Raw genomic sequence first — 14,874 nt, 5'->3', positions numbered from 1 at the left:
AGGGGAGGGCGCGGGCCATGGCCTTGCTGGAAATCACCGGTATCACCAAACGCTTTCCTGGCGTCGTGGCGCTCGATGGCGCGCAACTGAACGTTGGCGCCGGTGAGGTCCACGCCCTGCTGGGCGAGAACGGCGCCGGCAAATCGACCCTGCTCAAGACCCTGGCCGGGGCGCAGGCTGCCGATTCCGGCAGCCTGACCTTCGATGGAGTCAAGCTTTCGCCGTCGGACACGCCGGTCCAGCGCCAGCGTGCCGGCATCGTCACCATCTATCAGGAGTTCAACCTCCAGCCCTTCCTGACCGTGGCGGAAAACCTCTATCTCGGCCGCGAGCCACTGCGTCTGGGCCTTATCGATCATGCCCGCATGCGCCGCGACGCCGAAGGCGTGCTTCAGGGGCTGGGGCTCGATCTCGACCCGGACCTTGAGGTCAGCCGGCTCAATGTCGCCGACCAGCAGATGGTCGAAATCGCCCGCGCCATGACGCTACAGGCCCGGCTGATCGTCATGGACGAGCCGACGGCGGCCTTGAGTCCGCGCGAGGTCGACATCCTGCATCGCATCATCGCCGAACTGAAGAGCCGGGGCGTCGCCGTCATCTATGTCACGCATCGCCTGAAAGAGGTGAAGACGATCTGCGACGGCTATACTGTGCTGCGCGACGGCAAATTCGTCGCAACCGGCCGGGTCGCGGATATCGAGATTGACGGCATGGTAAGGCTGATGGTCGGCCGCGATGTCGAATTCCTGAAGCGGCCGCCCCACGGCAGCGCGGGCGAGGTCGTGCTGAAGGTCGAGGGCGTCAGCCGCAAGCGTGGCCGTCACGAGGCGCGCGGCACATCGCTGCACGATGTCAGCTTCGAGGTTCGCTCCGGCGAGATCGTCGGTCTGGCGGGGCTGGTCGGCGCGGGCCGCACCGATCTGGTCCGCGTCCTGTTCGGGGCTGACGCCATGGACAGCGGGACCGTGACACTGGACGGCAAGCGCCTGAATCTCGACGGCCCGTGCGACGCGCTGAAGGCGGGGATTGCCCTGGTGCCGGAAGACCGCAAGCAGCAGGGCTGTTTTCTTACCCATTCCATCCGTCACAACCTGTCCCTGCCCAGCCTGAAGCGCCTGTCACGCTGGGGCATATTCGTCGACGAAGCGGCCGAGCAGCGCCTGGTCGAAGACTTTCGCGCCAGGCTGAATATCAAGATGGCCAATGACGGCGTCGCCATTTCCACCCTGTCGGGCGGCAACCAGCAAAAGGTGCTGCTGGCCCGTTGCATGGCCTTGTCGCCAAAGGTGCTGATCGTCGATGAGCCGACGCGTGGCGTCGATGTCGGCGCCAAGGCTGATGTCCATCAGGTCCTGTTCGACATGGCATCGGCGGGCATTGCTGTCATCGTCGTCTCGTCGGAACTGCCAGAAGTAATGGCGGTCAGCGACCGCATCATTGTCTTCCGCGAAGGCCGTATCGCCGGCACGATCGATGGCTTTGCCGCCGACGAAGAAACCCTGATGGGCCTTATGGCGACGGGGCGCGCAGCATGAATTCGAAAGAGATAGCATGACCACTTCCACCGACCGGCCTGGCTTCGACATGGTCGCCTTTTTGCGCACCTGGGGCACCACGCTGTTCCTGCTGCTGCTGATCGCGGTCTTTGCCGCCTGGAATCCCCGCTTCCTGTCGCTGCGCAACGCCATCAATATCCTCACCGAGGTGTCGATCTATGGTGTCATCGCCGTCGGCATGACCTTTGTCATCCTGACAGCGGGCGTCGACCTGGCCGTCGGTTCGCTGCTGGCCTTTGCGGCCATCGCCGCCGCATGGGTCGTCCAGCACCTGGGCGGTGTCGTGCCGGAATGGCTGGCGGCATTGGTTACAGCCTCGGCCATCGGCCTCGTCGCAGGCTTTGTGCAGGGCAAGTGTGTCACCTTCCTCAAGGTGCCGGCCTTTATCGTCACGCTGGGCGGCATGACCATCTGGCGGGGCGCGACCCTGATCCTGAACGATGGCGGTCCCATTTCCGGCTTTGACGACGGCTATCGCTGGTGGGGCACGGGCGACATACTGGGCGTGCCAGTGCCGGTGCTGATCTTCGCGCTGGTCGCCCTGATCGGCCATATCACCCTGCGCTACACACGCTATGGCCGCCAGGTCTACGCTGTCGGCGGTAATGCCGAGGCGGCGCGCCTGGCCGGCATCGACGTCAAGGCGATCATCGTCAGCGTATATGTGCTGGTAGGGCTGCTGGCCGGTCTTTCGGGCTTCCTGCTGTCTGCACGTCTGGGCTCGGCCGAAGCGGTCGCGGGCATAAATTACGAGCTGCGCGTCATCGCGTCGGTCGTCATCGGCGGCGCCAGCCTGTCCGGCGGTTCAGGCAGCATGCGGGGTACGCTGATCGGCGCCTTGCTGATCGGCGTCCTGTCGAACGGCCTGGTCATCATGCACGTCTCGTCCTACTTCCAGCAGGTCGTCATCGGCCTGATCATCGTCGCTGCCGTCGCCTTCGACGTCTACGCCAAATCTCACCGCGGGAGGGCCTGAGCCATGCGCCGGCTGTTCGCAATTCTGGCGGCTGTCAGCTTAACCTTGCCCGGCGCTGGTCATGCCCAGACGCTTGTGCAGATGGCTGACCCGTTCGTTGGCGCCGATGCAGGCGGCAATACGGTGCCAGGCGCCGGCGTGCCGTTCGGGTTCGTTTCACTCAGCCCGGACACGGCCAATTCCGACACAAATGGCTACGATTCCGCCAGCGCGATCATGGGGTTCAGCTTCACCCACGTCAGCGGCACGGGCGGCAAGAGCAAGTACGGCAATTTCCGGCTGACGCCGACGGTCGGCGACCTGGCCGTGCACAATATGGTCTTCGCCAAGGCTGATGAGGTGGCTTCGCCCGGCTATTACGCCGTCACCCTCGGCGACAGCAAGCCAGAGGCCATACGCGTCGAACTGACGGCGACGCGCCTGACGGGGCTGACGCGCATCACCTTCCCGGATGGCCAGGCACGCGGCAATCTGATCCTCGACGTCACCTCGATCATAGCTCTGCGCGGCGAAGGCCAAAGGGCGACCGCCGTCCATGTCGACGTCATCGATAACCACAGTTTCGCTGGCTGGGCCAGTTTCGAAGGCGGCTGGAATCCGGCGCCCTATAAGCTCTACTTCTATGCCGAGACCGACCGCCCGGCTTCCGACTTTGGCGCCTGGCAGGCAGGGCAGGGCACGCTTAAGACCCATCCCGGGACTGGCGCACTCGATGGGCTGCCGCAGGCAAAGACCCTGGCGTCGAAGACGGCGCTGATGATCGATTACGACACGCAGATGGAGTTCGCGCGCCGGACAGGCGTGTGGGCCGGTTTCGACTTAAGCAAAGACCGCAAGGTCCAGCTCAGGCTGGGTGTCTCCTTTATCAGCGTCGAGAAGGCGAAGGCCAACCTGCGCGCCGAAGCGCCCGACTGGGATTTCGAAAAGGCGCAGGCCGGCGCCGAAGCGCAGTGGCGCGACGCCTTGTCACGCATAGAGGTCAGCGGCGGCACGCCGGACCAGCAGCGAATCTTCTACACTGGTCTCTACCGTACCCACACCATGCCGCACGACGTCACCGGCGAGAACGTCTGGTGGCAATCGGCCGAGCCGCACTACGAAGACTTCTATACGCTGTGGGATACCTTCCGCACGGTTCACCCGCTCCTGACCGTCATCCAGCCGCAGCGCCAGCGTGACATGGTGCGGTCGCTGATCGACACCTACCGCCACACCGGCTGGCTGCCCGACGCCCGAATCGCCGGAGCGAACGGCATGACCCAGGGCGGCTCAAATGGCGATGTCGTCATAGCCGATGCGGTCGTGAAGAACCTCGGCGGTTTCGACCACAACCTGGCCTTCGAAGCCATCCTCAAGAACGGCGAGGTCGAGTCCGACCAGCCCTTCCATCAGGGCCGCGTGCTTAGCGATTATCTCAAGCTCGGCTTTGTTCCCCTGACTCAGCCGCGGTCGGCATCGCGCACGCTTGAATACGCCTACGATGACTTCGCCATCGCCCAGGTGGCGCAGACCCTCGGCAAACGCGATATCGCCGCCCGCTATCTCAAGCGCTCAGAAGGCTGGAAGAAGCTGTGGGATGCCGATCTCGGCTGCATCCGGCCGCGCTATCCCGACGGGCGGGGCCTGGAAAACTTCACCTGCACCTATGACTATCCGGACAAGTCGACCCCGTGGTGGGAGGCGCCCTTCTATGAAGGCAACGGCCTGCAATATTCAACCTATGTCCCACAGGATGTGCCAGGCCTGATCGGCATTACCGGCGGGCAGAAGGCTTTCGTGGCGTGGCTCGACCGCCTGTTCGACGACGGTTATTACGCCCAGGGCAATGAGCCCGATATCCTGGCGCCCTACCTCTATATCGACGCCGGGCGGCCCGACCGCACGGCCGAGCGCGTCCGCCATATCCTGAAGGCGCAATACAATACCTCGCGCGCAGGTCTGCCGGGCAATGACGACGCCGGGACCATGTCGTCCTGGTATGTCTGGAGCGCGATCGGCCTTTATCCCATCGCCGGCCAGCCGCGCTACTATATCGGCTCTCCCATATTCAGCCAGTCCGTCATCCGGCTGGAAGGCGGCAAGACCTTCACCATTTCTGCGCCGCAGACGTCTGATGCCCGCATCTATGTCGTTGGCGCCCGCCTGAACGGCCGTCCGATCGACCGTGCTGTCCTGACCCACGCCGAACTGGCTGCGGGCGGCGTCCTTGAACTCGACATGGCCGACGCGCCGCGTAATTGGGCCACCCAAACCGGAGACCGGAAATGAGACCTGCGCTTGCTGCCCTGACGACTCTTGTGGCCTTGCTGGCGCTCCCCGCCCTGGCTGAAACCGCCAGGCCGCTCTACGCCCACGTCGATCCGATGATCGGCGTCGGCAACGACAATCAGGGCGATACGGTTCCGGGCACAGCCCTGCCGCACGGTTCGATCCACCCCAGCCCGCAGACCCTGACCGGCAGCAATGCCGGCTATGATCCCAAGGCCGAGATCAGCGGCTTTGCGCAACTGCATACGCAGGGCTCGGGTGGGGTGACGACCTATGGCACCTTCCTGGTTTCGCCCCAGGTCGGTGCGCCGCAGTTCGACGAGGCCGCGCACACCTCGCCCAAGGCCGATGAGCAGGCCGGGGCCGACCTCTACGGCGTCACCCTGTCGCGCTACAATATCCGCGCCGAGGTCACGCCGGCCCATTACGCCGCCATATATCGTTTCACCTATCCGGCGACCGATCAGGCCAGTATTGTCTTCGACATCACACGCAAGATCCTGGGCGTGACGGCCAGCGACAATGCCGAAGTCACCCTCTATCCGGCTGAGGGCCGCATCATTGGCCGCGTCAAGGCCAAGGGCTACTGGAACCCGGCCAAGGTCGATATCTGGTTCGTCGCGCAGCTCGACACCAAGCCCACGGCCTGGGGCGTGTTCAAAAACGGTGAGGTCCTGAAAGGCGCCATCTCAGGCAAGAGCGGCGCCGATGAGCGCCTCGGTGCCTGGTGGTCATTTGCGGCATCGGTCGATAAGCCGGTATTGATGAAGGTGGCCGTGTCCTTCGCCGGGGCGGAGCGCGCCCAGCAGTTGCTGGAACACGACCTGCCCGACTGGAACTTCGACGCTGTGCGCAGCCATGCCCGTGACGCCTGGAACACCGAGCTGAGCCGGATCGAGATTTCGGGCGTGCCCGAAGCCGACAAGCGCCGGTTTTACACGGCGCTGTATCACACGGCGATTCAGCCACGCGACCGCAGCCTCGACCAGGTCGATTCTGAGCTGCAGGCACCCAACTGGGATGACTACTATACGCTGTGGGACACATACCGCACCGAATTCCCGCTGATGTCGCTGATCAAGCCGCGCGAATATGCGGCCAATGTCGCCTCCTTCGTCCACACCTTCGACAAGTTCGGCGCCGCCGACACAGCCATTATTGCCGGCCGCAACTACCATGTCGGCCAAGGCGGTGATGAGGTCGACAACGTCATCGGCGAAGGCCTGCTGCGCGGGGTCGAGGGCATCGACTGGACCGCCGCCTGGAAGGTCGTCCATTTCAACGCCTTTGAACGCCGCCGCCCACGCTATCTGACCGAAGGCTACTTCGCCGTTGGTGACCGCAGCCCGGAGCCGAACAACCAGCGCGCCAAATCCGGCTCATCGACGGTCGGCTTTGCGCTCAATGACTATTTCGCGGCAAAGATCGCCGAAAAGGCCGGCGACACCGAAAAGGCCGCGCTGCTGCTCAAGCGCTCCGACAGCTGGCGCAAGGTGTGGAATGCCGACGCGACCAGCGATGGCTTCAGCGGTTTCATCCTGCCAAAATATGCCGATGGCCGCTTCCAGGACATCGACCCCAAGCTTGGCTGGGATGGCGTCACCTATAACAATGTCGGCTTTTATGAAGGCACGGCGTGGGTCTATTCCTACGACATGCTGCACGACATTCCCGGCATGATCGCGGTCATGGGCGGCCCCGACCGCTTCCGCGAACGCCTGGAACACGCCCTGAAGGCGGGCCTGATCGACATGACCAACGAGCCGTCCTTCACCACACCGTGGCTGTTCCATAATGTTGGCCGGCCCGACCTGTCGGCCTACTGGGCCTCGGCTATCTTCCGCGACTTTACGGCCAATGCCTATCCGGGCGACGAAGACAACGGCGCCATGAGTTCGCACTACGTCTTCAACCGTATCGGCCTCTTCCCCAAGCTCGGCAGCGACCTGTTCTATCTGCACGGCCCTCACCAGCCGCAGACTGTCATCCGGCTTGAGAATGGTAAGACGTTCGAGATCGCGGCGCGCAATGCCGGCCCGGACGCCATCTATATCCAGTCAGCCAAATTGAATGGCCAGCCGCTCAAGGCCGCCTTCCTGCGCCAGTCCGATATCGTCAATGGCGGCAAGCTGGAACTGGTTATGGGCAAGACCCCCGGCAAATGGGGGCAGGGGATCGTGGCGCCATAGGCGCCGGAACGAACTGTTGCTAAGCGCCGTTCAGTTCCGCCGTGACGTCGTAGGCGTCGCTGCGGTACCACGATTTGGAAAGCTCGCAGCTACGCCCGTTTGCCGCAAAACTCCGGCGTTCGATCATCAGGCCGGCGTCTCCGGGCCTGACCTGCAATTTTTCGGCTTGCTCAGGCGTGAACAGCACGGCGCGCAATCTTTGCAGAGCTCTGACAGGCCGGTTTCCGACCTGTTCAAGCGCGCGATACAGTGAACTTCCAATGGCTTCGAGAGACGGCAGGCAGTCCGCCGGTACGACGGTGTATTCCAGCGCAATGACCTTGCCGTCTGCGAACCTGAGCCGCGACAAGCGATAGACGCGCGTCCCGGGTGACAGGCCGAGCGTCAGAAGCTCGTCCGTCGAAGCCACTGCGCAGGTTTTTTCAAGCCATTCCGATCGGGGCTTTCGACCGCGCGATATCATGTCTTCCGTAAACGACGTCAGCGTGGAGAAGTTCTTCTCAGCCCTGTTCGCTACGAAGGTGCCTGATCCGCGGCGGCGCAACAATAACCCTTCTTCGACCAAACCTTCCATCGCCTTGCGAATGGTCATCCGCGACAATTTGAGCATTTCCACCAGCTCTCTTTCTGGTGGAAGCGTTGCGCTGGGCGGTAAAAGCTTTTTTCGAATGGCTTGGCGAAAGGCGTTTTTGAGCGTCATGTAGGCCGGGCCGGGCCCCGCACGATCGTACGAGCCAAGGGCATCCATAAGCGACATCCCTTTGGCAGGCGGAGCTGGATTGACAGACTCTTCGGGCGCAATGTCAGGCATGTCGGTTTCCGCCGTGTATTTTGTTGGATAGTGAAACAAGCCCGGAAGGGCGCACGGCAACCGGAGCTGCCTTCGGTGCCACACCATGCGCTGACTGACCGGTTTAACGTCGCTGAAAATGGAAGCAGAATTAAGAAACGTCAATTCCGTTTATTAGCAATTTTGGAAAATTTATTCCAATCGCTGTCAACCCAGGCTTTCTGCGTGTCTGTCGGCTGAGCTCGGATCGGGTTCCGACACCTCCATGCCCATCTGGCGGAGGTATTGGGAATGCAAAGGCAGGCGCCGGGCATGATCGGCAATAGCTGTGCGCATGGCTGCCAGGGTTTCTGCAAGCGTATCTGGCGCCACCAGATTGGCAAGGGGATCATATCGTTTGGGTATGAGTCCCTGACCGATCATAACCGACAGCCAGCTTGGAATCTGGAAAAGATCGCCACGTGACATTACGACCCGGCCGTTCTCGACGAACTGATCGATCTTGTATTGCAGGGAGGACGGGATCGACATGTTGCGGCAGTAGTTCCAGAAGTCGGAGTCGGTACGTTCTGTGACCTTGTAGTGAAGAACCAGAAAGTCACGGATCGTTTCGAAATCCAGGCCAACGGCGGTGTTGTATTGCTGAGCCAGCAGCGGACTGAAATCCTTGTCCGGGAACAGATCCATCAGCTTGATCAGGCCCGAGTGGATGAGATGGATGGACGTCGATTCCAACGGCTCCATGAAGCCGCCGGAAAGTCCAATCGCCACGACATTCTTATTCCAGAACGCCTTCGATCGTCCCGTCCGGAACTTGATAAGGCGTGGGTCCGCCAAGGCCTCGCCCTCCAGATGTGACATCAGAATATCGCACGCCTTCGTCTCTTCGATAAAGTCGTGAGCAAAGACCATCCCGTTCCCGATCCGGTGTTGCAGGGGAATGCGCCACTGCCAGCCAGAGCCATGGGCGGTGGAGCGCGTATAGGGCAGAACAGGGCTTGTGCTTGCGCTCGGAACCGCCCAGGCGCGGCTGGCCGGCAACCAGGCGCTCCAGTCTTCGAAACCCGTTTGCAGCGTCTTTTCCAAAAGCAGTGCCTGCATGCCGGAGCAGTCGATAAACAGATCTCCCTGTAACGTCAGGCCCTTATCTGTCGTGACGGAGGCGATGAACCCGTCCTCCGGCCGCTGTGCCACATGAATGATCTTGCCTTCGTGACGTTTGACGCCGCGCGCTTCGGCATAGCGCCGCAGAAACGCGGCATACAGTCCGGCATCGAAATGAAACGCGTAACCGATCGTTGAATGAACACCGCGGTCACCGGCCGGCGGGGGTGCGAAGCGCGCCTGTCTGCCAGCGACCGAGGCCAGGGAATAGGTTTCGAATGACGTCCGATCGCCCGCCGCGCGTGCGCGAATGTAGCTGTGGTGAAATGCGGCCCTGCCCACGCCGGCGCCAACCGTTCCAAACGGATGCATATAGCTGTCGCCCAGGCACTTCCAGTCGCGAAACTCTATGCCAAGCTTGAAAGTCGCGCGGGTTTCCCGGATGAAATCCGTGTCGTCGATCTCAAGCAGCCGGTTGAAGTCCCGAATCGGCGGGATCGTGGCTTCGCCGACGCCGATAGTACCAATTGCATCTGATTCGATAAGATGAATTTCGCCAAGCTTGTTTTGGGTCAGCTTCGCCAGCAACGCAGCAGCCATCCAGCCTGCTGTTCCGCCACCAACAATGACTATGTTCCCCATGGGGGCAAAATCTTCCATCTGACCAATGCCGGGCGCTGCATGAGCCGCCGGTGTTCGGCGCACTCAAAATCCTTCAGTTTACTGGAGGATAAAGCCAGATTTCCGAATTTGACCTGGAAGCACAAGTGGGCATGGGGGCGGTTTCACTCCGATGTCGCAAATATGTCTCAATATGTGAAATTGGTCTATTCGCGCGACAAAACCAAGCCGGGCGCCGCTAATAAAATGTTTTTGAAGAATAAAATAGCAACCGGCCGGTTCTATGCAACCGGCATTTCTCGAGATAATGGCACATATTGGTCCTGCCGCTGCGGCGAAATAATAAAACAAATTTACTAATTGATATTGACCAATTTGCGACATCGGCCGCTCAATGCCCTTCGCACAGTGCCGGAAAGCCGAAGACTCAGCTCGAAAGCACGTTGCGCCGCCTCAGGAACAATCTGTCGGGAAACGGGAAAAGACATGAAATTGAAGCGTTCGATATTGATGAGCACCGCGATCGCCGGTGCCATGCTGTCCTGTTCTGCCTTCGCGCAGGACAAGGTGGATGACAGCCAAGACGTCGTCGTCGTAGGCATTCGCGGAAGCCTTCAAAAGGCTGCGCAACTGAAGAAGCGGACCGATGCCATCGTCGATGTCATCTCTGCGGAAGATGTAAGCAAGTTCCCTGATACCAATATCGCCGAATCGCTTTCACACCTTCCGGGCGTCAGCGTCGACCGGAACTTCGGCGAAGGCGAAAAGGTGTCGATTCACGGAACGGATCCGGCATTGAACCGGATTCTGGTCGATGGTCATTCGATTGCATCGGCCGACTGGGGCGGCAATCCAAACGATCCGACCAGCCGCACATTCAACTATTCCCTCATGGCGCCGGAAATCGTCGGCCAGCTGAAGGTTTACAAGAACCCTGAAGCGTGGATCGACGAGGGTTCGCTTGGCGGCACCGTCATTCTCGAAACGCGTAAACCGCTCGATCTGAAGGCCGGGACGGTCACCGGTTCGCTGGGTTACAGCTACAATGACCGGTCGGAAAAGGGCGACATACGCGGGTCGGCGCTGTACAGCTGGCGCAACAGCAACAGGAATTTCGGTGTCCTGGTTGCCGCCACCTATGACAAGCAGCAACTGCACCGCGCCGGTATCGAGTACTTTGGCTATATGGGCGCCGGTGCGTTCAACAGCGCGTTTACAACCACGAAGGATTCTTCCGGAAACGTCACGGCGGTCAGCGGCCCCAATATCAACGGTGCAGCACCTACAGTCGCCTCCTATACGGATCTGGCGGCGGCAAATGTGCCTTGCTGCTTCAACTGGGCCTATTTTGACCAGACACGCGAACGCAAGGGCCTCAGCGCGGCCGTGCAGTGGAAGCCCAGCGACGACGTCGAGTTCGACCTGTCCGCCCTGCACATCGAAGGCGACTATACCAACTACAACCAATCCATGTATGCGGTTCCGGTATGGAACAGCGCCAACGCCCAGAACTTTACCGTGGGCAATGGCCTGATCAAGGGTGCCTACATTCCGGCAAAGGCCGCCGGGACCGGCTCGCTCACCCAGTACGACGCCATCCTGCGCAGTACGGTCGTAAAGACGGACAGCCTCAATCTCGCCGGCAAGTGGAACGCAGGGGACTGGAAGATCAGCGGCAATGTCGGCTGGACCCAGGCCACCGGCGGTAAAGAACCGGAACGCATGATCAGCTTCGATTTCAATTCGGGCTTTACGTTCGGGTTCACGTCGGACAGCACCAACATCAATTACGATACCGCGCCGACGACGGCAAAGGCCTTGGCGCGCACACCCTCGTCAACGCCCAGCACGATTAACGGCGTCACAGCGAATTACGTCCAGATGGGTGGCATGGAGCGCAGCCGCACGACCGACAAAGAGACGTACGGACAGATCGATTTCAAGCGCAATCTGAACGGCATCTTCGAAACGGTCCTGTTCGGGGCCAAGCTGACCAACCACGAGAACTCGCTCGATGCCGAGGGCTGGGACTACTACGCGAACAAGACCCTGTATCTTAGCGATTTTGCCTCGGAAAATACGCCGGCTGACCTTTGGGCCGACATGGGTGGAAGCGGCAATGCCATGCAGTACCTCGGGCTGACCCAGGCCGGCATCTTCCAGGTCATCGACGCCAGCGTGACCCGGTATAATGGACCGAAGTTCGGCATGGAGTTCACCGTCAAGGAAAACATCGCTGCAGCGTATCTGCAGGGCAACTTCCGCCAGGGCAACTGGCATGGAAACGTCGGGGGACGCCTGGTTTCGACGGAAGACGTTTCCAACTACTGGGAAACGGCCGACGGCGGCGTCACCTATACGCCCATGACCGTGAAGCAAAAGCAGAACGAGTTCCTGCCAAACGTGAACATCGTCTACGATGCATCCGATAATGTTCTGTTGAAATTCGGCGCGGCCAAGGTGATCGCCCGTCCGCGTTACAGCCAACTGGCCGGCACAGTGGAGTTGAACGATCGCACCCTGACCGGCGGTGGCGGCAATGCCAACCTGAAGCCTTATGAGTCCCTGAACTTCGAAGGCTCCGTGGAATGGTACGTAGGCAAATCCGGTCTGTTTGCCGCTGAATTCTTCCACCGCAAGATCAGTTCCTACGTCGTCCAGGACACGCAGGACAAGGTCTTCGTCAACCGGCTGACCGGCGCCAACGCGACCTATTCCTTCAGTTCGCCGTTCAACGCCCAGGACGCTACCGTTACAGGCTTCGCCCTGCAGGCTCAGAAGGACATCGCGTACGGTTTCGGCATCATCGCGAACTATACGTTTGCCGATGCGGATACCGGCACGACGGCCTACAACATGCCGTACCTGTCGCGTGATAACATCAACATCATCCCCTACTATGAGCAGGGGCCCTGGCAGGTCCGTCTGAGCTACAACTATCGTTCCCAGTACTTCACGGGTATCGGGCGCCGTAATTCAAAGGATTTCACCGACTCCTACGAGCAGGTCGACCTGTCGGCGAGCTACAAGCTCAGCGATCATCTGTCGATCTATGCCAATGGCCAGAACCTGCTGGATCAGACCTACTACTCCTTCAGTTCATTCACCGAAGCACCGACCGCCTTCTACAAGAACGGCCGCCGCTTCTTCATCGGCGTGAACTACAAGATGTAAGAACACACGTCCTTGACGGGTGAGAGGCATTCGGCCGTTCGCATCAATTGATGCGAACGGCCGAATGTTTTCTTACGCTTGAGCGATCTGGCGAAACGCTACAGTCTGACCACCTGTCCGGTGGCGACCGACTGTGCAGCCGCTTCGGCCAGGGCCAGGGCCTTTACGGCATCGTCATAGCCGACGAGCGGTTTGGCTTCGCCGGAGATAATCGCAGCGAAATGCTCGACCTCGCTGCGATAGGCCTCGGCATAGCGGTCGAGGAAAAAGTTCTGGAAGGCATCGAGCACTGGACCGTCCGCGCCCCAGTGGGCCACCGTCGATTCCAGCACGTTGTCGGCCTTCAGCAACCCCTTGGCGCCATAGGCTTCGATGCGCTGGTCGTAGCCATAGCCCGATCGGCGCGAATTGCTGATGACGCAGATGCGGCCAGACGCCGTCTTCAGGGTCGTTTTGGCGGTGTCGATATCGCCGGCCTTGCCAATTTCCGGATCGACCAGGCATGACGCGCTGGCGAACACCTCGGTCACCTCTTCGCCCAGCAGGTAGCGCGCCATGTCGAAATCGTGGATGGCCATGTCCTTGAACAGGCCGCCCGATACCTTGACGTAGCTGATGGGCGGTGGGGACGGGTCGTGGCTGACAATAAGCAGACTTTCCAGCGCGCCGACCCGGCCGGCATCCAACTGGCGCTTGAGGGCGCCGAAATGGCGGTCGAAGCGGCGGTTGAAACCGAGCAGCAGGGGCTTGGCCCCGCCCAGTTGAGCCGCGGCGGCGCGCGCAGTCGCCAGGTCCTGGTCGATCGGCTTCTCGCACATGACCGCCTTGCCCGCGGCAATCGCCTTCAGCGTCTGGTCAAGGTGCTGATCGGTTGGCGACGCTACGACAATGCCGGCGATCGATGGATCGGCCAGCACAGCGTCGAAGCTGGATACAACAGCACCCGTTTCCGTCGCCAGCTCAGCCGCGCTGTTGCCGACAGGGTCGACGATTGCTTTCAGGCGCAGGCGCGGATGTGCGGCGACGTTTTTGGCGTGGATGCGGCCGATGCGACCGGCGCCGATGACGGCAATTTCAAACATGTTTTTCCTGCACGAAATATTTATTCCATTTTTAGAATGATACCGGTAATATCAAGCCGAAGTCATTCCGTAACTTGCGTTCCAGTTTTGGAACAAAAATTCTACAGTCTGTCAACCTGGAATTCCATCCCGGTCAGACAGAGGCACGAGGGGAAGATTATGGCCAATGAACATCCTGATCTCAACACTCAGGAGGCTAGTCCGCCACTGACCGTAGAGTCGCTGCGCGCCCGGATCATGCGTCAGTACGATCTTGCGTCTCGCCGCATGAAACAGGTTGCCAGCTTCGTACTAGACAAACCTGAAGATGTCGCCTTCGAATCCCTGGCCGTCATCGCCGACCGCGCGGGCGTGCAGCCGTCGGCCATCGTCCGCTTTGCCAAGTCACTTGGTTATACCGGTGCGTCGCAGATGCAGAAGATCATTCGCGACGAGATGCTGGCCAGCCACATCACCCTGGCTTATGGCGAACGGGCGCGCCAGTTCAGCGAGGCCAGCGGTGAAGAATCCGCCGACAATATCCTCGATGAAATCGTCGAAGCCGACACCCTGGCGCTCAACCACCTGCGCCAGTCGCTGACCTCAGCCCAGATCACGTCCTCCGTCGACGCCATGGTACAGGCGAAGACCATCTATATTGCGGGTTTCCGCCGTTCCTTTCCGGCTGCCTCGTACCTTGCCTATGCCTTGCAACGCGCCGGTAAGCGCGTCTGTTTCATCGACGGCACGGGCGGGCTTTGGAGCAATCAGGCGCGCGGAATCGCGCCCGAAGACCTGCTGATCGCCATCAGCTTCAGACCTTATGCCGAAGAAACAGTGACCTGCCATGCCCTGGCGATCGAACACCGCGCCAGCATCCTGGCGATTACCGATTCCAACGTGTCACCGCTCGTCAAGGGTGCGGCCAACACTTTGCTGTTAAGGGAGTCCGAGGTTCGCTCCTTCCGCTCGGCGACAGCGACCCTGTGCCTCGCCCAGGCGTTGGTCATCGCCTACGCATTTGCCGCTCAAAACGAAGAATAGCGGAAAGGTGCATGCATTTTGAAATGATAATTGCAATTTTCGAAATGAGAGAATAAAAATTCCAATGAGGGTGCGACGACGCCCCGTGGAG

9 protein-coding genes are annotated in these 14,874 nt (G+C 60.6%); 6 read left to right on the top strand and 3 right to left on the bottom strand.

From position 1 onward, the window contains the following. Window positions 1-17 precede the first annotated feature (17 nt). Genes AC1DON_RS14150 through AC1DON_RS14135 form a run of 4 tightly spaced genes read left to right on the top strand, consistent with a single transcriptional unit; the run spans window position 18 to window position 6,989 of the window. A complete protein-coding gene (locus tag AC1DON_RS14150; protein ID WP_476935455.1) occupies window positions 18-1,535 on the top strand; it encodes a sugar ABC transporter ATP-binding protein in 1,518 nt (505 codons plus the stop codon). A gap of 16 nt (window positions 1,536-1,551) precedes the next feature. Beyond that, a complete protein-coding gene (locus AC1DON_RS14145; RefSeq protein WP_476935454.1) occupies window positions 1,552-2,532 on the top strand; it encodes an ABC transporter permease in 981 nt (326 codons plus the stop codon). A gap of 3 nt (window positions 2,533-2,535) precedes the next feature. Next, entirely contained in the window at window positions 2,536-4,800 is a 2,265-nt protein-coding gene (locus AC1DON_RS14140) for a GH92 family glycosyl hydrolase (RefSeq protein ID WP_476935453.1), read from the top strand. Further along, window positions 4,797-6,989 (top strand): GH92 family glycosyl hydrolase, encoded by a 2,193-nt coding sequence (locus tag AC1DON_RS14135; protein WP_476935452.1) that lies wholly within the window; start codon window positions 4,797-4,799, stop codon window positions 6,987-6,989. The genes AC1DON_RS14140 and AC1DON_RS14135 overlap by 4 nt, the downstream gene beginning before the upstream one ends. A 19-nt stretch (window positions 6,990-7,008) precedes the next feature. On the opposite strand, the gene AC1DON_RS14130 is transcribed toward AC1DON_RS14135, so the two are convergent. Together AC1DON_RS14130 and AC1DON_RS14125 are read right to left on the bottom strand one after the other, a co-directional pair. Next, window positions 7,009-7,800, bottom strand: a complete 792-nt coding sequence (locus AC1DON_RS14130) for a GntR family transcriptional regulator (RefSeq protein WP_476935451.1) — start codon at window positions 7,798-7,800, stop codon at window positions 7,009-7,011. A gap of 186 nt (window positions 7,801-7,986) precedes the next feature. Continuing rightward, a complete protein-coding gene (locus AC1DON_RS14125) occupies window positions 7,987-9,588 on the bottom strand; it encodes a tryptophan halogenase family protein (protein ID WP_476935450.1) in 1,602 nt (533 codons plus the stop codon). 402 nt (window positions 9,589-9,990) lie between these two features. Here AC1DON_RS14125 and AC1DON_RS14120 point away from each other — a divergent pair, with 402 nt between their 5' ends. After that, window positions 9,991-12,678: a TonB-dependent receptor gene (locus tag AC1DON_RS14120; protein WP_476935449.1), complete on the top strand. Its 2,688-nt coding sequence runs from the start codon at window positions 9,991-9,993 to the stop codon at window positions 12,676-12,678. Window positions 12,679-12,776: 98 nt separating this feature from the next. Here the strand turns inward: AC1DON_RS14120 and iolG are convergent, their stop codons facing one another. After that, entirely contained in the window at window positions 12,777-13,760 is a 984-nt protein-coding gene (gene iolG / locus AC1DON_RS14115) for an inositol 2-dehydrogenase (protein ID WP_476935448.1), read from the bottom strand. Window positions 13,761-13,919: 159 nt separating this feature from the next. Here iolG and AC1DON_RS14110 point away from each other — a divergent pair, with 159 nt between their 5' ends. Then, window positions 13,920-14,783, top strand: coding sequence for a MurR/RpiR family transcriptional regulator (locus AC1DON_RS14110; protein WP_476935447.1), 864 nt, complete (start codon window positions 13,920-13,922; stop codon window positions 14,781-14,783). Window positions 14,784-14,874: the final 91 nt, after the last annotated feature.

Source organism: Asticcacaulis sp. P4_H10 (assembly GCF_056400965.1).
This window is presented reverse-complemented; position numbering and strand designations above follow the sequence as displayed.

What these genes read in the sequence shown, in the direction of transcription:
- AC1DON_RS14150 (WP_476935455.1), top strand. Translation starts at nt 18, where the DNA reads ATGGCCTTGCTGGAAATCACCGGTATCACCAAACGCTTTCCTGGCGTC.
- AC1DON_RS14145 (WP_476935454.1), top strand. Translation starts at nt 1,552, where the DNA reads ATGACCACTTCCACCGACCGGCCTGGCTTCGACATGGTCGCCTTTTTG.
- AC1DON_RS14140 (WP_476935453.1), top strand. Translation starts at nt 2,536, where the DNA reads ATGCGCCGGCTGTTCGCAATTCTGGCGGCTGTCAGCTTAACCTTGCCC.
- AC1DON_RS14135 (WP_476935452.1), top strand. Translation starts at nt 4,797, where the DNA reads ATGAGACCTGCGCTTGCTGCCCTGACGACTCTTGTGGCCTTGCTGGCG.
- AC1DON_RS14130 (WP_476935451.1), bottom strand. Translation starts at nt 7,800, where the DNA reads ATGCCTGACATTGCGCCCGAAGAGTCTGTCAATCCAGCTCCGCCTGCC.
- AC1DON_RS14120 (WP_476935449.1), top strand. Translation starts at nt 9,991, where the DNA reads ATGAAATTGAAGCGTTCGATATTGATGAGCACCGCGATCGCCGGTGCC.
- iolG (WP_476935448.1), bottom strand. Translation starts at nt 13,760, where the DNA reads ATGTTTGAAATTGCCGTCATCGGCGCCGGTCGCATCGGCCGCATCCAC.
- AC1DON_RS14110 (WP_476935447.1), top strand. Translation starts at nt 13,920, where the DNA reads ATGGCCAATGAACATCCTGATCTCAACACTCAGGAGGCTAGTCCGCCA.